Below are 22,781 nucleotides of genomic sequence, written 5' to 3' on the forward strand. Positions count from 1 at the left end.
TAAAACACCTCTTTTACATAAAATTAGGACCACATGCTGACAGCATGTAGTCCTATGTTTGTTTGTATCGGTCACGTATAAAGTGTTCACCTTTTAGACCGATTTCATCATATAAACCTTTAATTGTATTTGCTTGGTGTTGCGCCCAACGTACATCAGTAGCATATTGATGATTGCCGGGACTTTGTGGGTTCCAGCGCATTCTGTATAATGTTTGTTGCCCTTTATCGATATAACCTTGTCTAACGAATTTAGCACCGCCAATAATCGCTTTAGCTGGAGTGGTCCATCCTTCATTTTTAGCAAGAGTCATAGCGTAGTTAGGATTATTGTCATAAGCACCAATACCAAAGTAGTTATAAGCACCATATACACCACTAGCAAAATTAGAACGGCCATAGCCACTTTCTAAGAATGCATGTGAAATTAAGTAAATTTCATTTACATTATATTTTTTACAACCATCAGATACAGCTTGTCCTTGTCCTGATAGTGTTCCTTTGCCTTTAAGAATTGAATTCAATTTAGATACTGAGATACCTTGATATTTACCTAAATTAAGCATTTGGTATTTTTGACTTGAACTATTCCAAATTTCTAAGCTGTTCATTGCTTTTAATGTGTCAGAACGACTAGCATTGTACCAACCAGAACCATTGTTGATTTGTGGCCATTTTGTCATTTGAATATTAACTGCTTGATTAAATGTGTAATTACTATAAACGACAATAACTTTAGGTTTACTAGAAACTTTAGATGTTGTTGATGTAGACGTAGAAGTTGATGGTTTACTCGTGCTACTTGTTGAAGTAGAATTTGATGACTTTTCTTTCTTATCAACTTTGATATCAATTTTAGTCGTTTTACCGCTTTTCACTTCTTTAAGTACTTTATTTCTATTTTGGTATAACTCAAGTAGTGACGCTTGGACTTTATCAAGTACCTTTGAAGAAGGTTTTCCGTCAATTAAAGGATCAAAGTTACCGTGTTCCATAACGGTACGCCATAAGTCGTCAGATACTTTCAAAGATGATCGTTTAAGTGGAATGTTATACCCTTGTAGTTGCCCAACACCAAATATGATTGCATGTAATTCGTTAAGTAAAAAATCTGTTTTGGTGTCGCTGTAATCTCCACATACTTCGATTACGATATAGTCTGGTTCACTAGGTACTTTGACATCTGTATATCGTGGTTGCCAAATATGATGTCGGTCAATGTAGAAATGTGGATATTCAGAATTAGAAATATATTTGTTTCTGTCATAATACATCTGTTGTACAGAACACATTGTTCCAGCGTTCTTGACTGCTAAGCCTTTAGGTTTGCGACCTCTTACTTCTCCATTAGCAATTCTATGTGGTATAAATCTAGGATAATCTACTTTCTCATCATCTTCTGCCGTTACTGTAATAACTTTTTGCTCTTTAAGTGGTTCTTTTTTAGTTTCTGATGCCGGTTTGTCTGAAGAAGTATCGCCTTTATCTTGAACAGGTGTTGTATCTTTAGGTGGCGTTTCAGTTTTAGGTTCTTCTTTATAAGGTGGTCTGATGAAATAAAGATTACCACCCATACCACTGTAACTATGTTTAACATATGCAGCTTTACTCCCGTACCAGTGGTTAGCCCCATACCAGTTCTGATCAATTGACGTAAATGTATTAGTATCACTAGGACCTACAACAATTGCTGTATGACCATATGCTCCATATGTCCAACAAACAACGTCACCCGGCTTCGGCACAAAACTAGGTGTATTCGCATATATCTTCCATGTACTATTTGGATATTGGTCACGTCGTGCCATTGCATCAGCGTTTCCATATGTTCTAAATCCCCAATACCTGTCAAAAATATAGTTAGGTAAGTCCCAACATTGGAATCCCAGACGTTTATCGACATCGACACCTAATTTGTTATCAGCTAACCATTTAGCCCATGCTACTACCTGTTTGGCTGTAGGTTTGCCAGATGAAGGTAAAATTGCCATTTATCCACCTTCCTTTTTGTATAATAAAAAGCCGACGTGTAAACGCCGACTATTTTCTCATCTTGATATTTATTTCTGATGTTTCATTATCTTCGAGTTCTTTATTATATTTTGTTGTCATTTCTTCTTTGATTTCAGTGGTAATTGAAGGTGGTTGACTTCCTTCATTTTTTATAACTGCTAACCTTTCAGCTAATTGTTTAGGTACTAGTACGCCCATTGCTGCACAGTTTTCAACTACTGATAAGGCTTCATTTGCAATGTAAAATAAAATAGTAATCATAATTAAACCGCCACTCAATCCTAATATCTGGTCTATTATATTTGAAACAACGATTATAACGAAAATAAGTATCTTTCTTCCATAACCAAACAGTCCTTTTCTCGACCATAATCTTCTATCTTTAATAGCTTTAGCTGTTCCAGTTAATATGTCTAAGACCATTAACAAAATCAATACATAAAGCATTTTTAAATCTCCGGCATAAAAGAAGGTTTTAAATTCTTCGGACTGAATAATTTTGACTTTAACATTTTCCAATTATTTAGCACCTTCTTTCTATTAGGTTTCATCAATATCTGCAATCATTTCGCCTACATTTATATTATTCGTTGCATCATACCAATTTCCCCAACCTGTTGTATCGCCCATCTTATTGCGTGAATAAAATACATGACGATTGAATGGGAAGAATAACACTTTCTTATAACTACTACTTCTTGCCATAACAAGTAAATAACCGCTTTGGTTGTTTGGATCAGGTGAATTAACTGGGTTGTAGGCATAATAAAAACCTGACGCGTCAATACCACTCATAGTATAGAGGTCAGGGTTATCAATTCTAGGAATATATCCGTTGTCATCAGTAAATGTGAAACGTTGTAATGTTGCATTAGCAAGTGCTTCATCTACTTTTTCTTTAATTATTACGTCAAAATCAGGCAATTCAGCTGATTGATTTCCGGTAACATCTCCTACATTTGCTTTACTATCTAATTGTGTAGTCAGTTGTTCGTTAGTTGGATAATTTGCAAGTAACGTATTTAATTCATCTTCAGTAACAAAATTTTCTGTACCATTTTCCAATTCGCTAAGCGTTTGCAACATTTTGTCGTCAATTGAGTTCAGTCGATCTATAAGGTCTTTTTGCGTATTGTTGGCAAATGCATTCATCTCATTCTTCATATCATTAACTTGTTTAATGAAAGTATTTTTTTGAGCATTTACAAATGCAGTAAAATCAGCTTGTGCTGTCTCGATATCGCTAAAGTTTTGAGATACATTTTCAATTTTCTTTTTGAAGTTATCAATTAAATCGTCAATTTCACGAATATAACTAATTTTGATATCGGCATCAATTTGATTAATCAACGCATCTTTGACATAGAAACGGAATTCATTTAATACAACAGTATCTTTGCGACCAACAGCTTTAATGTAAATTTGACCTGTCACATAAGTATCTGTTGCAGCTTTTAAGAAGTTGTTATCCAAAGTAAGTTGAATGATACCTTGCATCGGATTAACGTAATCAACTTGAACACGTCCAGTTGACGATCCATTATCAGATACAAAGTAAGCATAAATATCAGTATTTACTTTACTGATTTCTAATGGATAATCTTGTTTTCTTACTTGAAACGTTAAAACTGCTGTATTGATATCCATGTTGTAAAAACCGATATTCTCATCAGTAATAGGTTTCAAACGTGGCTCCTCAACAACTGTGATTTTCGCTTCTTTTTTCAAACCGTCCATTTAAAAACCTCCTTATTTTTTAGTAATAATCTTATTACGAATATCAAACGGTGCTGGTTTATTTGGATAGATTTGTTTGAATGTTTGCTCTTTTTGGTTGCCATATCCTGTTGAAGTAAACATTTGAACAGCATTATGAGAATGACTAGGTGTGAATTTAACATTAAGTACCATATTCAATACTTTTGCATATCCTTCTTTTCTCATTACGTCTACCACTGCCATAACTTCATTTGTCCGTTTAACATTGTCGGGTGTTGTTGTAGAAAATTGAACAGGTGCCACTGCATGTAACGGAATAGTATGAATGCCAGCCGGTAATTTATGTTCAATTTTAAATAATTGACGTCTTCTTGTTTTGCCATTACCACTAAATGGATTGTAGTTTTGTGCAATTCCCGGATTAACCCCGAATACTGTATCTTTAGATAACTGAACTGTGATTGATCCATTTAATTCTACGAAACCATTTGCAGTGACTTTAAAACGTTGTTGTGTCATCAACATACGTTGATATCCATCTTTGGCGATAAGTGAGAATGGTTTAACGCCAGAGTTGTTATAACGACTACTATATACAAACGATTTAACAATAGGTTCGTTTGCTGTTTTTCCGTTTTGGCCGTTATAAAGACTTGATAATCTTAAAAGAATATTTCCTAAGTAATATACGCTACGCCACATTTCTTCTGCGCCTCTAGGTTTACCAGCACGACCTTCATATACTTCAGGTAAGAATGATGTAATACCTTTCGTGATACCAACCCAATTTGAGAATGACGCTAATGTACTTGAACCCCAAGTAACATAATCACCATAATTCGATAATTCCATTAAAAGTTGTGTCATTTCATTATTAGGTTGATTTGCAAATCTAGGGTAGAATAAGCAATAGTCACTAACTTGAGATACAATGTTGTGGCAGTCCATATGTGCTGTAATTTCGTCTAAACTTTCAACGAGTGTTTTCATGTTTCTACTTTCACGTTCACTAAATACTTTAGAGCCTTTATAGTTTTTACCACTCGGACTTTTACCGCTACCATTTTCCCAGTAGTAATCAAAGTTACGATTTAAATCGACATTATTTACATTTTCACGTTCTTGATTAGCAAAGCCCCATGGATTTACGATAGGAACCATGACAATACGCACGTTTTTACGTAAATAAGCGAGTTGTGGGTATTTTTCCCACTCGTTTACAACTAAGTTCATGAAACGGCTCATAGCGTAAAACGCACTATACTCATTACCATGAATACAACAAGTGACTAATACTGTTTTACTGTAATGTTCCGGCTCAAATGTATAACTATATACGTTGTATTTGTTTGATTGGTCTTTACCGATGTATTTTTTGAAACAATATTTATTATCGACAAACACATCATAGAATGCTTTTAAATTTTCAGTTGGATCATTACTTAATGGTGTTTCATTTACACCACGTTCAGCACTTTTCATGTAAGGTGGATTAAATAAATATGCAGGATCATCAGTAACATTCATCAACTTATCTGTTTCTTCTTCAATGTATGAAAAATCATGTTTTAAACGTTCAGATAATAATGAGTGGCTTTGACCATCCATAGAAACACGACTGTCACGCACTTCTTGTTGTCCGTTTCCTAAATTACCTAGTACTAAATTTCTAACACGTTCATTTTGATAACGAAGTTCTTTATCAACTGTGGTACTAGGACCAGTAGGAAGTGTGTACTTAATTTGTTCGGCAGTATGTGCTTTTGTTTCATTTCGACTATGCTTATCTAATAACTTTTCGATATTTGTTAACATATCTCTTGTGGCAATAAAATTTAACTCATTTTCTCTAACAAAACGAGCGCCAAATATTGCATCTAAGTCGGTATATATCGTTTTTCTCATTTCAAACCTCCTACTTTAGTTTCAAGTTGCCATTAGCATCAATGACAATATCAGCACTACTTAAATTAACGACTGTGCCATCTTCTTTAGTCGCTTTTATATCTTTAGTAGCACTATCTTCTTGTTGGCGTTGTGTAGTTTTAATAGCTGCATTTGTTTTTGCAGTCGTTACTTTGTATGTGTGGACAAAGCTATTTTGTCCTCCTAATTTCCCAACTGCCGACGCTGCTTCACTTACACGTTTTTTATATCTATCTACACGTTTAAAATCTCCTAAAGTCACATCTTGTTTAACAATAATATTATCTTTATCCCTTACTGTTTTTACATCAACAATACGAACAAATTCATTAATACCTAAAATAGAATGATTAATCTTAACGATGTCAGCTACTTTAGGAACAGCGTTGGGATAATGTTCGTTCAAAGCGATAAAGTCTAAACTGATTGATGTTTTAACTGAACTTTCGATTAATGATTGAAGTTTTTGGTGCATCACTTCTTCATCTTTGATACGACCATCTTTAATCGGTGGTGCATCATAACGACCATAGTCTTTGATACTAGGATGTTCAAACTTCATAACAAATCCTGCTGCGGTACTACCGCCTTCATCATCGTAATCGCCGTAACCAACAGCATAGGTATAAAGTTCACTACTATCTTCTTCAACTTTCATATTATTGGCGTTGATTTCATCATCTATATGATAACTAGCATTTTTATTCAAAAAAGGTGTAAATACAAATGTATATGTTCCTTTTTTATTATCAAATTCAATATCGAACTCTACATCGAAGTGACTACAAAACTTCTTAATCAAATCTTCTAAACTTTCACCTTCGCCAGCATTTTCGAATTGAGATGAACCAAGAGAGCCATTTATTTTATATTTCAGTCCAGTATTATCGAATATCTGTTTAAGAAACTTATCGGCGGTAAAACTACCATCTATCGTTTCATAAACACGAGTATGTTTAATGATATCTAACGGCTTATAACGACAAGAGACAGACACAAGTTGTTTCTTACCATGTGTCTGTCTGTCAATAATAAATACTACGTATTCTCTTTTATCGTTCGAACCTTGTACTCTTGAAATCGTCCATCTTTTTTGTAAACCTCTGACAATTTGATAATTAAACTCATCTTCAACAATTTCAAATTGTAAGACTATATCAGAACCAAGTTTAGATGTTTCGGTAGTAGACACGTACAATGGAATACTACGCCCACGTATTGGAGTAACTAATATTGGCATGTCTACACCTCACAAGTAATAAAATTTCAAGTCAAATGTTACTGATTTAACTTGCTGATTGAATTCAAAATTATTCCAACCCGGATAAAACTTTGGTTGTGCATTTGATGCTAAGTCGTTAATAGGAATACCATTTCTAAATGTTTGTACACCGTCATAGACAATCTTGTCGCCTTTTTTTAAATTAGCACCTTCGATTGTCATAACATCACTATTACCTAACGTAAATTTGAAAATTTCCGTTGCTTTAACATTTTTCCCTAATACAACTGTTACTTTTTTAAATAAATTGAATTGATCATTAGGTACATTCCCGTGATAGTACACTGAATTGTTATATACGTTAGTAAATGAATACTTACGACGGGTATCTTCTTCATCAAAAGGAATTAACATATCATTCGACCATAATTCTCTGTCAGGTCGTTTCTCTAATTCCAATGATGTTCCGATACTTTCAGCAAAAGGTAATTCATCAGTTTCAAAATCTAATGAAAATTGAATTTTACGCCCTACTTCTTTAGGCTCAATAACGCCGTTACAAATCACTTGATATTGTCTACCATTTACGTAGTGATTATTATTAAACGGCTCATGATTAAGTACTAAATTGTTATATTCATCTATATCTTGATAATCATCTTTAGTAGGTTGAATAAAACGATAATTAAGTGGTACAGTTCTTCTCAATTCTCTAATGAATATTGGATCTTTACTTGTAGTTAAAGCATAAAACTCATCTCTTAATCTAGGGTTATCATTTAGTTTGGTCGAAATAACGTAACATTCAACTTTAATATTACGCTTACGATATTGTGTACTTAGTCTAATGCGCCCATTTGTATTTTCTTTTGTTTTGTAGTCTTTTTCTATTTCTATACTTTCGACAGTCACGCTTTCCACTTTGAAACCGAAGTCGTTCAAAGTATAACGCTGTCCGTCCTTTTTCTTAATTTCTATATCCATTGAACGACCTCCTTAGAATGAAAACATTGCATCTTCATTTGCAGTTTGACCATTAACAATTGCCGAAAGTGCTTCATTATTAACATCCATCTCTATACGTACTACACGTTGTGATGGATTTGTCTTGATATTGTGTGTATGTTGCACTTGAGCGTTCATATTAGCGTTTACTTTCTTCATGTTGGCAGTTATGTCTGGAATGGCTAAATTACTATTAAACGCGTCTGTAATACTATTAGCCATGCTACCCATGCCACTGATAACATTTTTACCTTCTTTATTAATTCCGATGCCTAAACCTTCCATAGTCCATACACCGTATTGTTTGAATAATTTTGAAGGTGAACCGATGTGTAAGGCGCTTTTAGCAGCATTAACCGCACCCATTACTACATTTTTTGCAGCAGATGCAACTTGTCCTGCCATTGCTTTAATACCATTAATAAGTCCCATGATTAAATCACGACCAACAGAAACCATATGACTTATAAAGCTACGAGCAGCATTTACAGCATTAGATACGCCATTTCTTACAGAACTAACAACATTTGACATACCACTTATTACTGCGCTTACAATTCCGGACATTGCAGAACCAACTGCGCTAAGCATGTTAGAAAAGCCACTTGATACAAAACTAACTGCTCTTGATACCGCGTTAGTAATAAAACTAACGATTGATGACCAAATGCTTGAAATAAAGCTAGAAATGGCACTCATGATTGATGAAGTGATACTCATTAGCGACGACCAACCACTTGATACGAACGAAATGATGCTTGATACAATCGAAGTGATAATACTAACAATAGCTGACCAAATAGCGCTTATGAATGCAGAAATTGCAGACATGATTGCGCTTGTTACTGATAAAAGTAAACTCCAACCAGCTTGAACGAAACTTACTATACTTTGAACCACTGTTGTAATTACAGTAACTAATGTAGTCCAAATTGTTTGTGCAACTGTAACAAGCAACGTCCAGAAAGTTTGAGCAACTGTAACAATGGTTTGCCATATAGTTGATAAGAACACACCTAGCGTTTGAACTACTGTAACGATTGTAGTAACAATCATTTGCCAAATTGTGGAAGCCACTGTGACCAAAGTCGTCCAGATTGTTTGTGCAGTTGTAACAATAGAAGTCCATAAATTCATTAGGAATACACCTAATTGAACGACAACTGTTAATACTGCGTTAACGATTGCTTGCCAAATTTGACTAGCCAGACTAATTAATGGTTCAAATATTTGAGAAAAGCCATTCACAATATTTTGCCATGTTTGTTGTAAATAATCTCCTAAAATTTGCCAAATATTTTTAGCCATATCTACAATGGCTTGCCAAATATCTGCGCCGACTTTTGATATAGTTTCCCATGCACCAGACCAATCACCAGCTAAGATTTGAAGTAACGCAGTAATCGTGCCAAGAATGACTTCCATAGCTATTTTTACTATCGCTTTAATAACTTCCCACGCTACTTTAATAACATTAACCATTGTGTTAAATGCTTGAGATACCATAGGTGTTAATAATTTAACTGCTGTTTCGACTACTTTAACAATAATATCCCATGTATTTTTAAAAATTGGTACCAATGGCGCTAATATTGATTGTGCTTCATTCCATAAATCTTGTAAGAACCCGATAACTGCATGAATAGCATCTCCAACTGCACTAGAAATAGCGTTCCATGCGTCTGTAACTGCATCTCTAACTACTTCAGATGAGTTCCACAAAGCAACGAATACAGCAATTACTGCTACAACCGCTGCTATTACTATACCTACCGGACCAGATAACGCTGCAAGTACACCGCCTAAACCTTCTATAACGCCCATAACGATATTAACTATTCCACTTAAACCACCAAACGTTGAAATAAGAGGAATTATCACTTGATTTACAAATATGAACGCTGGCGCTAATGCCATTAATATTCCAGCTAACGTTGCTACAATTCCTATAATCATACCAATAATAGGATTAGCTTCTGTTAGCTTTCCTATAAATTCAGTTATAGCTAACACCACATCTAAAACTACTGATGCTAATGGAGCCATAGCTACACCGACATTAATAAGAATATTGATGATATTACCTAGCAATTGGATAAGTTTAGGTCCGTTCTCTTGAACGTATTCAATGAACTTTTTAAATCCGTCACTCTCTGCAATCGTTGCACTCCATTGTTCAAATTGCTTAGCCATATCTGCTAAGCCTTGTAATACTAAATGAGTGTTAGGAGCAAATGCTTTCATTAAGTTGAATATACCTCTAAATGTTGAACCGAATATCTGACCTATCAATGGCAAATTCTGTTTAGTATATTCAATGAATGATTTAATTGCATTTTGACCTTCAACAGATTGCGCCCACTCATTAAATGCTTGTCCCATTTTTTTAAAGCCTTGCGATACCCACTCGGCTAATGGTGCTATTTGTGTAAGTACACTAACTAAACCACTACCAAATGAGCCGGCAGCATCTAACATATTATTAAATATTCTTACGCCAGTTGTACCCATCATCTCGAAGAACTTCTGTGCTACTTGTGAGTTTTTAGCCCAATTAAGCATTTTAGCACTTGCTTGTTCCATTCCTTTAGATACGCCATTGATAAATGGTGTAAGTCCAGCTAAAGCAACTTTAGCAGTGTCAATCGCATTAGCTAATGTGTTAAATATCTGCGCTTGATTTTGTTTAATAAGGTCTGCCCATGCACCTTTTAAACTTTCTAACGATGCTTGATAACGTTCAGTTTCTCTAGTTGCTTCTAGTGTGCCGTCAGATAACATTTTCAAAGCACTGATACCCATAGCACCAAATGCTACTGCACCAGCACCAGCTACACCAAATGCACCAGCTACACCTAGCGCACCACCAGCAACTACGCCTAATGCGTTTAATACCGCCATTAATGCAGGAACTACACTTGCGATTGCTGGAACGAGTAACGAAATATTAGAAAGTAACGATCCTTTAATCATATTTTCAAATACTGTTCCAAATGATCTAATATCATTTGCTAAGCTATCTAATGAATTACTATAATCTTCTAAACCTTTGTGCAGTTGTTTAAAGAAAGCCATTGCCGGATTTCCATCTACATCAAGCCGAGTACGATGTCGGTTAGGAATAGAACGTAGCATAGCTTTGAACGCTTTTATGTGAGCAATAGCCCCAGCGCTATCAACTTCAAGATTAGCTTTAGCCTTTTGATGAGCAAAGTCATTAAGTTGCTTCTTAGCTAATTTGATTGATTCTCTTGCTCTAGTTGCATCTGCATCTAATGTTGCTGAATACTTGCTACCGTCGATACTATCTAGGTTATGTTGCAATTCAGAAATATGCGTAATAGCTTTTCTAATGTTTACATCAGCGTCTGCTTCTGCATTTGAATTATCATACATATCTAAATAATTCTGTATTTTCTTAATATTTGCAGTAGCTTTAGATACATCGGCATCTAATTCTGCATCGCCACGATAAGTATCGAACTTTTCAACCAACGACTTAGCTTGTGCGACTTTTTCTCTAACATCAGAAATATCTGCGTCAAGTTCTGCATCTGCATGAGTATTATCAAAGCCTTTTACTGCATCTCTTGCTGCTTTGACTGCTTTCATTACACCAGATGAGTCGCCATCTAATTTAGTATCTTTGATTGACTCTTGTGTTTTCTTGAAGTTTTGAGCCACTTTCTTAGCTGATTGAATAGCACTTTTAAACTTACGTGTATTCGCCTCGATTTGCGCTTTAATACTATAATTTGCTTCTGCCACGTTATCACTCCTTTCTTAAAGAATTGTTGTGATTTGCAATCATTTTGAGCAAATCAGATGGTGCGTTAACTTCTTGCTTAGAGTCTGAACCAAATTTGAGAGGCTCTCCTCTATTAAGACGTTTGACGTTTTCTTCGTAGTCCATAATGTCGTTAGCACTTCTAAACCTGTACTCTGTTTCACCTTTTTTGCCACCACGTTTCTTTTGCTCGGCTTGAGCGTCACGTATAGCAAAGGCAAGTTTATACATATCCATATCTTTATCAAGTTGTTCATACTCAAGTGCATACATACGATAGTTAAATTCTCTAAGTGTCATCATTTCTATTTTGTTTAAGTCGTATATCTTTAACTTACTCATGCAAACGACAACTACTCTATCAAATGTTAATACATCGTCATCTACTTGCTTTTCTTCTTCTCTTGTTTGTACTCGTCTGGTACTAGGTTTTGGGTTAAAGGTCTCTTTCCCAATTCCTCGATGATTTGTTCACTAAAAGTATCAATACCTTCGTTTTCTGCGATATCTTCTAAAACTGCTTCTAATTCTTCATCAGTTTGTGGTTTCTTTTTATGATGAGCAGTTGCTGATTTGATTACTTTAGCTAATGCAACAACATTTCCGTTTTGTAGGTTAGGTACCAACATATTCAAACCTTGTCCGATTGTCATTTGTTCTACTTCTAAGCCTAATTCTTTATCAATCTTATTTAAAAAACCTAATCCGAATGATAATTCTAATTCTTTATCTTTAAATTTAATGTGCATAATTTAAATACCTCACTTATTTTTTTATTTGCGCAAATAAAAAAGAGGGGATATTTCCCCTCATGTTTATACAGTTTCAACTTCTGTTGGTTGTGGAATACTTTCAGCCAAACCGTCGTCTGCTGGATCAGATGCAACAGTATCGTGGAAGCCATAAGCAGCTTTGTTTGCTTCGATTGCTTGCGGTAATGTAGCATAACCACGTTGTTTTTTAAGATAAACACCAAACTCTGTTTCAAATTCAGCAATACCGTCTGCTTCATTAGTGCGAGTGATACTATTCCAGTAACCTTGTCTATATTCAGCTTTGTACTTACCTTCGCTATTTTGAACACGCTTATTGATTACCCATAATTCATATGGCGTATCATCTTCTGTTGCGTCTTCGATTTCATCGCATAACGTGTCTTTTTGATCCATGTAGCAATTGATTGTTACAGTAGACTCTAATGTACCACCAGAGTTAACAGAGCCATCAAATGTAGCTTCTGTATCTCTATCTTTTTCAGTTTCACGTTCTAACTCAGTCACTAACATTACTTTGTTAGCATCTTTTCTATCGCCTAATTTACGAATTAAAACTAATTCATCAGTACCCTGTTTTGTTGGCATAAGTTGAATACCTCCTAAATTTTTGTATTAAAAAAGCAAGCCTATTTAATGGCTTGCGTACTCTACACTTATAGTTGTATGTGACAACGTTTGATTAGTTTCTTGTTCTGTACTTTCATTCACACTAACTTGTGGGAGTGTCAATGTATATCCGTCTAGTTGTACCTCATCTAGCACAATTGACTGAACCTGCATATAAAGTTCATCATTCTTACCTTTATCGTCATCTTTACACCAGATATGGATAGTTGCAGTAGGACTGCCACCGTAACTGTCAAAAGTTAAACGATTGATATCGTCTTTAATATCTTGAATAGCGATGAATGGATAAGGTAATTCTTGGTTAAGTTCGCTTGTGCGAATGATAGGCACGCCAAGTTCTTCAAACCTTGTATAAAGATAATTGAACAATTGTAAATTCACTGATTGACGCATCGCATACCTCCTAACCGTTAATTAATCTTTCGAGGTCTGCTCTGACTTTTTTAGTGAACTCTTGGTAGACTGGGAACATAAATGATTCTGGTTCCATGTATCTGGTTCCATATTCAAGGAACCCACTATAACCTGCTTTTGAAGTGATACCATACTTGAGATGCCCTTCTTTAGCTTGTTCAACCATTCTAGCTAAGTTACCAGTCCAATAACCTTTGTTCATTACTTCTTTAGCAGTTTTAACTGTATCTTTTCTGAATTTTTTTGCATTATCTTGCAATACTTCATCTACATTGTCATCAATAGTATTGTTCATTCGGTCAAAATCTCTGATTAAGTCATCTAAATCTCCACCACCGAAACGCATCACTTAACCTCCTCGATATAGAACACTGTATCGTGTTCATAATCAATTCTTTTGGTTATCTGATACTTAGTATCGTTAATATAAGCATGCGTCGCAGTAGGCTCAAAATGACCGTTTAAACGTATGATATTGATGTCTTTGTTGATGTTTCCGTATTGCACCACTGTTTTTTGTGGACTTAGCGGACTGATATTACATGGTATTGCATCGTAGCGCTTTTCGTATGTTTCAGTTCTGCTTGTTTTAGGGTTATACTTTGCTTCCGTTTCTTTAGCAAACACGACTCTCTTGTTATATCTCAATAGAAAATACCTGCCCCACGTTTATCTGAGTTTCGTGGCGTATATTGATCTATTACATCCATATATTCATCAAAGTCGTTTGCTTGAAACGTATTAGAACGCCCATCTACACTTTCCTGCGTCATACCTTCTGCGCCAACACGATTAAAGCGCTTGACCGCTACTTCTTCCACGATATATTCCAATCTATCCGGGATAGTTTCTATATCGCTAGGAAGTAAGCTAATCAAACGCTTTTCAGTGTTATCTATTATTCTTTTTAAAAGTTCATCTTGAACATTATCGTTAATAGAAAGTAATAGCTTAACATTCTCTAATGTAGCCATACTATCCCTCCAATGTGTCTAAGATGTCTGCTTTTGTATCTTTTTCAGATACTTCAATACCATGTTTATCTGCAATTTCAATTAATTCTGCTTTTGTATTCTTACTATCCATAACTAACTTAATATATTGTTTATTATATTTGTTATCAGCATGTAGCAATTGAGTAATACGTTCATCTGTGATGTCAGTAGGGTAAATATCGCCCACTTCATATGGTTTGTTATCTTCTGCATCAACAAACGGTCGCACTACTTCGTATGAATAAGCCATGTGTCAGACCTCCTTAGATTAATTAGACAGTTTCAGGTTCTGGTGTACTTATTTCAGGGTTAGTAGTTGCACCTTCAGTTAATTTAGCAAATGCATTATCGTCTGCGATGTGGAATGCAACGTCCATAGTCACACGTAAAGCGATTAATTCTTGTTCGAATAAGTTTACTGGACTACCATCTTCATTTTGCACAGTAGACAACTGACCATCTTCTGAAATTTTGTAAGACATGTTGTAAGGAATACCGTAGAACATCTTATTAAAGTCCCCAGCGTATAAATCACCTTTTTTAATTTCATCAGATTTTAAGTCAACTACTGGAAGTCCGTCCAATGTATTAGAAGAACGATCATAATAACTTTCATTAGTATTTTCGTCACGTACACCACGTAAAGCTGTGCGGTTTTGTGTTTTAGATAAGAAAGCATTAGCTTCTACATCATGTTCTAATAACTCATCTTCTAACGCTAATACATTTTCTAAAGTAATAGGACCATTCACAACATTACCTGAAGTTGTTACTGATTGTTCTACTGATTGAGCAAATGGGTTGTCAACGTTTAATAAGCCAGCTTCATCAAATTTCTTATAAAATTGCTCAGCGATTTGCGGTTTCATTGCTTCGAAGAATTGTGAGTAAGTATAATTTAAGAACTCACGAGATGCTACGACAATTACACCTAATTTGTGTGAACGCATTTTAGCACTTACTAAGCTAGGTTTAGTAGTTCTGATTTTTTGACCTTCACCGACCCAGTAAGCGCCTGGTTTATCTGCCCAATAAGTAAATTCTTTTTCAGATTTACCGTTCATATCTTCATATTTGCCTAATTGCATGATTTTTGAGTTTTGTAAGATGTCTAAAAGGATAGGTTGGTTGAAGTCGTTTAACAATTCCCCTTCCTTATGCTCATGCATCATTACATGATCTGGATTAAATACTTGTGGTTTAACATCTGCCATAGATTAATTACCTCCGTTATTTTATGATTCTATTTTCATTAGCAAGTTCTCGAATAGACTTGCTACTCGCTTGTTGTCTGCCAAAACTACTACTTTGATTACTTGGTGTAGATTGACGAGTAGCTTCTTTGACTTGTTCTTTTACAGCTGCATCAAAATCCGATTTGATAGCTTGAACAACTTCGCTGATCTTTTCGTTATCTTCTAAATGAATAAGTGACGTTGCGAATGAAGTAGGTAAACCTTTATCTTTAAGATCACTCTCAACATCAGATTTAAGTTCACGTAGTTTAAACTCTTTTTCCTTTTCAGCTAACGCTTGCTCACGTTCTTCAATTTCTTTGTCACGCTTTTCTTTTTCGGTTAGTTTTGCGTAGCTTTCAGCCTTTTTTCTAGCTTCTTCACGAGCTTGTTCTAATTCTTGCTGGTGCTTACGCTCACGTTTCTTCAATGCGCTGTCTACTGCTTTACTGATAGCCGAGTCCACTTCATTCTTTGTATAAGTTTCTTGCTTACTATCGTTATCGTTTTCTGACTCTTTATTATCATCTTCGTTAGTGTTTTCAGAATCGCCTTCGTTTTCTGCAAAAAACTGTAAATTTAATTTGTATAAGTCATCTTTAATCATTTTTTATCCTCCTCATAAACGTTAAGCACTCGAATTTATCGCATAAAAAAGCGCCCCAATCAGTCAATTAAGCCCGATTAGTGCGCTAGATTTATTTTGATAGGGAAACAAGTTTCTTAACCCTTATAATTAGTTATAGTTTATGAGCAGTTTAATGACTTACTTAGGTCATAGTTTAAATAAAGTTTTTAGGTTCAAATGATTTCTTTGTATCTTGCTTAGGTTTCGCTTGTGCTTGGTTACTAGGGTTTGTATCATTCAGACGCTTCAGTTCTACATGAATGTGTTCTAAAGCATTGGCGATACGATTAAGCGCATCTGTCATTTAACCACACCTCCAAAATACTTACCTTTACGTTCTTCGAAGAATTTATCACGCCTATTTTCATCAACGTGCGGAACGACCGCACTACGACAAAATGGGTGCATAGGTGGAGCATTTACGCCTGGCACCATGTCTTTTACTTTAAATGTTTTATCATTCAAACTTCTACATGTTTTCGTAGTCTTACTATCCATTTTTGCTACAAATTGATATTCAGCATCTGCACCGTGTTCTTCTAACATATGACGTTTAGACGCTAACGTTTGTACTCTTGCAGTTTCAGTAAGTAACAAGCGTTTCATGTTGTAAGTTGTTGCCCCAGTATCTTTGCGTAAATCTTTCACAAACTCATAAGGATGTCTGCCACGTAGTAATACATGACGTGTAGTCTTTTGTACGTGTCGCCTTACCACGTCCATATCTGACCAAAGTCTTGTACTCCACTTATGCCCTTCAAACGGCGTGAATACGATTGTTTTAACATCATTGATAGATACTTGGAGCGTTTCTCCTAAGATACCTGCTTGTTGCTCTAATGCACGATAATAAGCACTTTCCATGTAGTTATACATAGATTGTTCTATCTGAGCATATGCGTAAGTTACAATAAGTCCTAATTGCGCTTGTAGTAACTTCTCACGACTTACATACATCTTAGTGTTGTAGGCTCTTAATTCTGCATTAGCCTTCTCACTAAAATCTTTATTCTCAACATATTGTTTCGCTTTCTGTTGGAACATTTGAACATCTACTGCATCAATTTTCTTCTTAGCCTCAATAAATGAAATACCTTCATTAATCGCATACCTTGTATAAAAACGATTGATCTCATTTTCAATATCTTCATTCATCTCATCGACAATACGTTGTATCTCTTGAGCAATTTCATAATCTGATTTACTTTCTTCATCAATGATTTCCTTTGCTCTATCTTCCCAGTAGGACATAGACTATCACTCCTCAATATCGTTTTGGTTGTCTATACCCTGTCTGTTATACATACGTTCATCTGATTTTTGAAGTTGTTCATCTTCTTCATTTTCGATACGTTCTATTTCTTGTTGAGGGTTATCTATAAATGATACAAGCGACATTAAAGTTTGATTGCTTAGTTCTCCACCAGCTTGTAAGTACATATCCATTTCATCTTTAATCGACTTAGGAATGTTACGAGTGAATGTAAATGTAAGGTCACGAATAGCATCACTATTTAACTCACGATTGATACTCATAATTTGACCGATTAATTTGTAACGCCTACGTAAACCTTTTCGGAATAAACCTTCTTTAATTGCAGTACGTTGTTCTAATCCGAATAATTTATATTTCATAGCTTCACCTGATTGATTGCCTGAGAAGTTCTCATCGGTCATATCTGGTGTGTTAGTAAACATGTGAATATTACGACTAATTCTATCTTTATACGACTCAACGCCACTCACATCATATTCCTTATAGATATATCTAGCATCTACATTACCCTCAGTCGTTCTCTCATCCATATTTGTGTATTCAGGTGGGACTAAGTGGAATACATTCGCATCTTTTTGTAACTGTGCTGTATTGCTATCTAATTCCATATTACCTATTACCAATAACATTGCGTCGTTCAAATCGCTCATGTAGTTAGCTGTGTCTGATTGTGCATTGTCATATAAGTCAATAAGTGGAATAACTTTCTCAAAGTCTCCACGACGCTTTTCATTATTACTAAACTCTGTGATTGTTACCTTACCGAATGAATGTGGCTCTGACGGTCTGCGTTCTTGCAGTGATAGGTTAGTAGACTTATTAGCATAAAAGAAATTAGTTGCATTAGGTGTAATGATATCTACATTGTAAATATCTGTGTCATCATATTCTCTTGTTGACGTTTGCCAGTATCTCACTGCAATTAAACTGTTTTGTTCAATCGTATTATCGTAAATCACAAATGTATGACGTGGATCAGATTTGTACAATCTCACTTCATCATCTTGATTGCGGATAATATATTCATAAGCACGCCCAAAGATAGATAAGTCAAGTCCAATAGAACGGTTGTGTGTATCAATGTCATTTAAGTTATGTAGTCCGTTAATCTTCTCTTGCGTACTTTCATCTTCTGTTTGTACTTGTATCGCATGACCGAAACAATAACCATTAATAAAGTCTGCGATGTATGATGCAAAATCATGTGCTGCACGATTATCTGCTAAGTGTCTTTCTCTACGTCTACGATTACGCATGATATTGTAGTTAAGTCCTTGATAGTAATCATCAAGCATTTGTAATCTAGGTACTTGTGCTTCTAAATGATGACTAATACATTCACTGATGAAATCATAGTCATCTAGTATCTCGCTTAATGTACCGTCGTAACGATACGTTTCTACTGCGTCACGTCTATATATCTTATCTCGATGTTGTCGGTATTCTGCATCTCTTTCGAATTCATTTACTTTTAACAAGCGTTATCCCTCCTTATAACCCCATTGATTTGATTGTGCTAATGTTCTTCCTAACGTTTGCTTTCGTTTGTTTATGAGGTAAGTGGAAACGTTCTAGGCTATATCTAAGTGCATCGAGCAAATGGTTGTTAGCGTCAATTGGTTTATTGAGCCAATTCCCTTCTTTATCTTGTTCAAATGTGTAAGTATTCAGTTCTTCAATCGTATTTACACAAGTGGGATGAACATATATCTTAAAGCCTTGTATAAATTGAACGCCCTGCATGATTGAGCCTTGTCCTTTGATTGACGGTTTAATGTTAGGAATACCTTTACGCTTAATCTCTGCAATTAAACGTTTCTCAGCACTATCTGCAACAATAAGCGCATCTTTATACCCTTTATCTACATACATTTGATATATCTCATCAGTGAGCATACCTTTTTCATAGTGTTCGTCGTATATCCATAATTCTTTGTTTTTGATGTCTACAACGGTACTAATCAATGTAGTTGGATCGTGAGTAAATCCGAAGTCACTACCATGCGCTTTTTCTTGTGTCCGTTTGAATACTTTCAACCAGTCGAACTCTTTCACTTCGAAATTGTCAAATACAAGTCCTTCAGCTACGCCCCATTCACCATCACACACAATTCTTGCACGTCTAGGATTTGTTCTGTATAAGTCCTCATAACGTGCAATATCGACATCATCAAGCCATTCATTCACTCGATAGGTCGTTGTATAGGAAAAAGTATTGTTTAGCTTAGTATCTTCATCAAAGAATGTAGATTTAAGCCAGTGGCGCTCACTCCAAGGGTTGAATGTAATTGTAATCTGTTTAAAGAAATCTGGACTATCGACGCTACCACGAATACTTTCTACAAGTGTTGCGAATTTATCGTAAGTTTCAACTTGATACGCTTCTTCTATCCAACACCAACACAATATTCCTTTATCAACTGTAATTGATGTGATTTTCAAAGGATCATCAAGTCCTCTGAACAATATTTTTTGGCCAGTCGGTTTGTAAGTAATCTCTGGTAAACTATCGTTAAACTTAAATAAGTGGGTTACACCTAACTGGTTTGTAGCCCACTTCAAGTCTGTATATGTTGATTGTTTGTTTGTATTGCTAAAACGTCTAACTACAAGCAAGTTAGCCCATTCATATTCCATTAATCTGTATATAAAGTTGAGTGCAGTTGTCTTTGATTTCTTGCTACCGCGACTACCTTTTACTACTCTATAAAAGTTTTTGTTGTGCCAGAACTCGTTGTACCCGCCACCGATTGTTTTAGCGATACTTACTTTACTATCAGTCATCGGCTGGCACATCGTTTATGAAAGTTGGAGTAATTACTTCTGCCTCAACTTTGTCAGTAGGTTTATGTCCTGTTCTGTCTAAGATGTCACTTGCTGCGTTGTATCTAACTAACTCGCTTTTTGCAGTTAATAAATCTTCCATCGTCTTAATCGCTTTACCAGTCAGTCCTTTTAGTAGATTACGTTCAGCATTAAGTAACTCTTCTTGAAATTCTGGTTTCTTTTTCCATGCTATTATAGATTGAACAGACACCTTTAACTCTTCAGCGATTTGCTTTTGATTTAAGTTACCCTCCACCATTAATGCGATTGCTTTCAATTGTTTTGAGTTCATTCCCCAAATCACCTCCAATTTAAAGAAAATTAAAGCGTTTATACACTCATATCACACGTTTTAAATGTCATATCAGCATACAAAAAACCTACCTGAGTGTTCTCTCAGATAGGCATCAATATTTGAAAAGCTTAGGAAGACTTTTCCCACGTAACTAAATAGAAAGGAGTATGTTATGACTATTTCCGTAGCCACAATATCATTATATAGGCTAAGTTGACGTTATTTTTCCAGAACTTTTCCAAACTTAATGAATAATCCCTAACTCATCAGCTAAACGAGTTAATAAATCTTTTCTTAAATCATACGCAGTCGACTTACTAACGCATATCTCTTGTGCTACACCTGTAAGATTTAACGTTCTAGGTTTTTTGAAGTAATATAGTTCCATTAACTTTTGAACTTCCGGTGTACTAGAATGATATACTTCTTCAATTGCTGATTTCATTCTTGCCAATTGTGATAAACGTCTATCATTTACTACTCTTGTCGCTTTTATCTCCGTAACGCTTATATTACTGTGTACGTGTTCTCCACCGATATTTGTATCAGTTGGGTGCCACGGATTAAGCACTTCTTCACGTACACGCGCAATATCCTTATCAATATACTTGTAATTGCTTAATTCGCTTTCTAAATAAATCTGTGTAGAGCGTCTTAATGTCACAATTCATTCCTCCATTTTGCTTTTAACTATTATCCAAATGAGATAGGCAATCGGTATTAATACTATCCAACCTGTCATCGTTTTACTCCATTCAAATCTGTCTGATCACTCTCTCTAGCATAATCACTAGGCACTTCCACGTCATCTTCACTCTGCAACTTAACGATAAGTTCGTTAGTTAGATATTTGCTTAGTTCGTACACTGTGATAATGTACCATATTTTTAGTATGCGTTTAATCATTGTTATCCCCCTCAAATTTACTTAACGCCTCTTCCTTACTCTCTGCCTCCACAATAGAGAGAGTTTCGTTACTACGTGGTTTCTCAACATCTGTGTGAATGCGTCCTGTACTGTCTTTGAATTGGCGTATTAGGTATTGTGTCATTTGTTTAAAATCTCCTTTACAGTTTCTAGAATATCCTTATCCTTCGAGGTCTGATTGCTTAATGAATATTCCATTGATAGTTTTTCCTTTTCTTCCTTTAATCTCGTCATATGCATACTGTAAACACTCCTGTAAACTCATATCATGTTGTTGGGCCAATATGATTAATGTAACGACTGTATCGCCTATACCGTCTTTTAATGCATCCATTTGGCCACGAGATAATGCTGATGCAACTTCCCCAGCTTCTTCGTAGAATTTAAGTGCTTGTCTATCTGAATTACCATTGTGTAAATCTTTATCAATACTCCATTGTTGTACTTGTTCTACTAATCGATCTAATGTGTTAGTCATTTGTTTGTCCTCCTCGATAAATTCAACTTGATATAATTCCACTTTTATTAATTTGTTATCGTATTCAATAACCGCATAAGGCTCTTCTCTAAATTCGCACAAAATATCATACTCACGATTAGAAAAAACCCCATGAAATTTATCTCTAGTGATTTCATAAATACGTTTAGTTTCGATTGTCATTTACTTGTCCTCCCACTTCTCAAACACTCTGTTAAGATACCAGCGTGCTTTTTCTAAATCTTCTTTACCATTCTTATGATTAGCACGACTGATATATTTGATTGCATTACCGATACTAAATGCGAGTTCTGGTTTGTAATCTTTAGTAACCTGCTCGATAAAATCTATAATTTCAATATCGCCGTATGTGTAATGTGGTGGTTCATTTATAAAATCGACCTTACGTGTAAACGGTTCATTAATTCTCACAAAATCATCATTATCTGTAAGTGTAAATTTATAACCGCCTGCATTCTCAACCTCTGCATACCAAACTGTTTTCAAACCTTTTTCTTTTGCATACACACGATTGACTATGGCCGTTTGCATAGCAGTAACACCTTTAAATGCTGCTTGGAACTGAACAATATTATCTACTTTCAAATCAATTATTCTTACATTTTCCATTCC

27 protein-coding genes are annotated in these 22,781 nt (G+C 35.3%); all 27 read right to left on the reverse strand.

Going from position 1 to position 22,781, the window contains the following annotated elements; genetic code table 11:
• Positions 1-52: 52 nt before the first annotated feature.
• Complete coding sequence (locus SBL15_RS01015; RefSeq protein ID WP_317954904.1) at positions 53-1,990, reverse strand: glucosaminidase domain-containing protein; 1,938 nt, start codon at positions 1,988-1,990, stop codon at positions 53-55.
• Positions 1,991-2,039: 49 nt separating this feature from the next.
• Positions 2,040-2,531: a phage holin family protein gene (locus SBL15_RS01020; protein WP_317954906.1), complete on the reverse strand. Its 492-nt coding sequence runs from the start codon at positions 2,529-2,531 to the stop codon at positions 2,040-2,042.
• Between the two features lie 21 nt (positions 2,532-2,552).
• Complete coding sequence (locus tag SBL15_RS01025; protein WP_317954908.1) at positions 2,553-3,749, reverse strand: BppU family phage baseplate upper protein; 1,197 nt, start codon at positions 3,747-3,749, stop codon at positions 2,553-2,555.
• Positions 3,750-3,761: 12 nt separating this feature from the next.
• Positions 3,762-5,636 carry a M14 family metallopeptidase gene (locus SBL15_RS01030; protein ID WP_225602090.1) on the reverse strand — a complete coding sequence of 625 codons (1,875 nt, stop codon included), beginning with the start codon at positions 5,634-5,636 and terminating at the stop codon, positions 3,762-3,764.
• A gap of 10 nt (positions 5,637-5,646) precedes the next feature.
• Complete coding sequence (locus SBL15_RS01035; protein ID WP_317954910.1) at positions 5,647-6,897, reverse strand: phage tail protein; 1,251 nt, start codon at positions 6,895-6,897, stop codon at positions 5,647-5,649.
• Between the two features lie 9 nt (positions 6,898-6,906).
• Positions 6,907-7,863: a phage tail domain-containing protein gene (locus SBL15_RS01040; protein WP_317954912.1), complete on the reverse strand. Its 957-nt coding sequence runs from the start codon at positions 7,861-7,863 to the stop codon at positions 6,907-6,909.
• 12 nt (positions 7,864-7,875) lie between these two features.
• The gene (locus tag SBL15_RS01045) at positions 7,876-11,652 is read right to left on the reverse strand and encodes a phage tail protein (RefSeq protein ID WP_317954914.1); all 3,777 of its coding nucleotides are present in this window, start codon (positions 11,650-11,652) and stop codon (positions 7,876-7,878) included.
• Positions 11,653-11,656: 4 nt separating this feature from the next.
• Entirely contained in the window at positions 11,657-12,013 is a 357-nt protein-coding gene (locus SBL15_RS01050) for a hypothetical protein (RefSeq protein ID WP_107634546.1), read from the reverse strand.
• A gap of 41 nt (positions 12,014-12,054) precedes the next feature.
• Positions 12,055-12,420, reverse strand: coding sequence for a tail assembly chaperone (locus tag SBL15_RS01055; RefSeq protein WP_107634547.1), 366 nt, complete (start codon positions 12,418-12,420; stop codon positions 12,055-12,057).
• Between the two features lie 66 nt (positions 12,421-12,486).
• A complete protein-coding gene (locus SBL15_RS01060; protein ID WP_053019812.1) occupies positions 12,487-13,032 on the reverse strand; it encodes a phage major tail protein, TP901-1 family in 546 nt (181 codons plus the stop codon).
• Between the two features lie 45 nt (positions 13,033-13,077).
• Complete coding sequence (locus SBL15_RS01065) at positions 13,078-13,467, reverse strand: hypothetical protein (RefSeq protein WP_317954917.1); 390 nt, start codon at positions 13,465-13,467, stop codon at positions 13,078-13,080.
• A 10-nt stretch (positions 13,468-13,477) separates the two neighbouring features.
• Complete coding sequence (locus SBL15_RS01070) at positions 13,478-13,834, reverse strand: HK97-gp10 family putative phage morphogenesis protein (RefSeq protein WP_107611344.1); 357 nt, start codon at positions 13,832-13,834, stop codon at positions 13,478-13,480.
• Entirely contained in the window at positions 13,834-14,136 is a 303-nt protein-coding gene (locus tag SBL15_RS01075; RefSeq protein ID WP_317954919.1) for a hypothetical protein, read from the reverse strand. The genes SBL15_RS01070 and SBL15_RS01075 overlap by 1 nt, the downstream gene beginning before the upstream one ends.
• Entirely contained in the window at positions 14,133-14,462 is a 330-nt protein-coding gene (locus SBL15_RS01080; protein WP_107611345.1) for a phage head-tail connector protein, read from the reverse strand. The genes SBL15_RS01075 and SBL15_RS01080 overlap by 4 nt, the downstream gene beginning before the upstream one ends.
• A gap of 1 nt (position 14,463) precedes the next feature.
• A complete protein-coding gene (locus SBL15_RS01085) occupies positions 14,464-14,733 on the reverse strand; it encodes a hypothetical protein (RefSeq protein ID WP_107611346.1) in 270 nt (89 codons plus the stop codon).
• A 22-nt stretch (positions 14,734-14,755) separates the two neighbouring features.
• Positions 14,756-15,697, reverse strand: a complete 942-nt coding sequence (locus SBL15_RS01090) for a phage major capsid protein (RefSeq protein WP_107634549.1) — start codon at positions 15,695-15,697, stop codon at positions 14,756-14,758.
• A gap of 16 nt (positions 15,698-15,713) precedes the next feature.
• Positions 15,714-16,325, reverse strand: a complete 612-nt coding sequence (locus tag SBL15_RS01095) for a DUF4355 domain-containing protein (RefSeq protein ID WP_107638559.1) — start codon at positions 16,323-16,325, stop codon at positions 15,714-15,716.
• Between the two features lie 175 nt (positions 16,326-16,500).
• A complete protein-coding gene (locus tag SBL15_RS01100) occupies positions 16,501-16,650 on the reverse strand; it encodes a hypothetical protein (protein ID WP_182703526.1) in 150 nt (49 codons plus the stop codon).
• A complete protein-coding gene (locus tag SBL15_RS01105) occupies positions 16,647-17,597 on the reverse strand; it encodes a minor capsid protein (RefSeq protein ID WP_107634551.1) in 951 nt (316 codons plus the stop codon). Before SBL15_RS01105 ends, SBL15_RS01100 begins: the two co-directional genes overlap by 4 nt.
• A 6-nt stretch (positions 17,598-17,603) precedes the next feature.
• Positions 17,604-19,100 (reverse strand): phage portal protein, encoded by a 1,497-nt coding sequence (locus SBL15_RS01110; protein ID WP_317954922.1) that lies wholly within the window; start codon positions 19,098-19,100, stop codon positions 17,604-17,606.
• Between the two features lie 13 nt (positions 19,101-19,113).
• A complete protein-coding gene (locus SBL15_RS01115) occupies positions 19,114-20,406 on the reverse strand; it encodes a PBSX family phage terminase large subunit (RefSeq protein ID WP_317954923.1) in 1,293 nt (430 codons plus the stop codon).
• Positions 20,399-20,740 (reverse strand): phBC6A51 family helix-turn-helix protein, encoded by a 342-nt coding sequence (locus SBL15_RS01120; RefSeq protein WP_107611352.1) that lies wholly within the window; start codon positions 20,738-20,740, stop codon positions 20,399-20,401. Before SBL15_RS01120 ends, SBL15_RS01115 begins: the two co-directional genes overlap by 8 nt.
• Positions 20,741-20,987: 247 nt before the next feature.
• Complete coding sequence (locus SBL15_RS01125; protein ID WP_317954924.1) at positions 20,988-21,407, reverse strand: transcriptional regulator; 420 nt, start codon at positions 21,405-21,407, stop codon at positions 20,988-20,990.
• A gap of 74 nt (positions 21,408-21,481) precedes the next feature.
• Positions 21,482-21,649, reverse strand: a complete 168-nt coding sequence (gene rinB / locus SBL15_RS01130) for a transcriptional activator RinB (RefSeq protein ID WP_317954926.1) — start codon at positions 21,647-21,649, stop codon at positions 21,482-21,484.
• On the reverse strand, positions 21,642-21,794 hold the full coding sequence (locus SBL15_RS01135) for a DUF1381 domain-containing protein (protein WP_107642773.1): 153 nt from the start codon (positions 21,792-21,794) through the stop codon (positions 21,642-21,644). Before SBL15_RS01135 ends, rinB begins: the two co-directional genes overlap by 8 nt.
• A 36-nt stretch (positions 21,795-21,830) precedes the next feature.
• Positions 21,831-22,148 carry a MazG-like family protein gene (locus tag SBL15_RS01140; RefSeq protein ID WP_317955112.1) on the reverse strand — a complete coding sequence of 106 codons (318 nt, stop codon included), beginning with the start codon at positions 22,146-22,148 and terminating at the stop codon, positions 21,831-21,833.
• A gap of 183 nt (positions 22,149-22,331) precedes the next feature.
• Entirely contained in the window at positions 22,332-22,778 is a 447-nt protein-coding gene (locus tag SBL15_RS01145) for a DUF3310 domain-containing protein (protein ID WP_411861515.1), read from the reverse strand.
• Between the last annotated feature and the right edge of the window lie 3 nt (positions 22,779-22,781).

The organism is Staphylococcus sp. NWU MKU2 (assembly GCF_033283605.1).
In the GTDB taxonomy this organism is placed as follows: Bacteria; Bacillota; Bacilli; order Staphylococcales; family Staphylococcaceae; genus Staphylococcus; species Staphylococcus haemolyticus.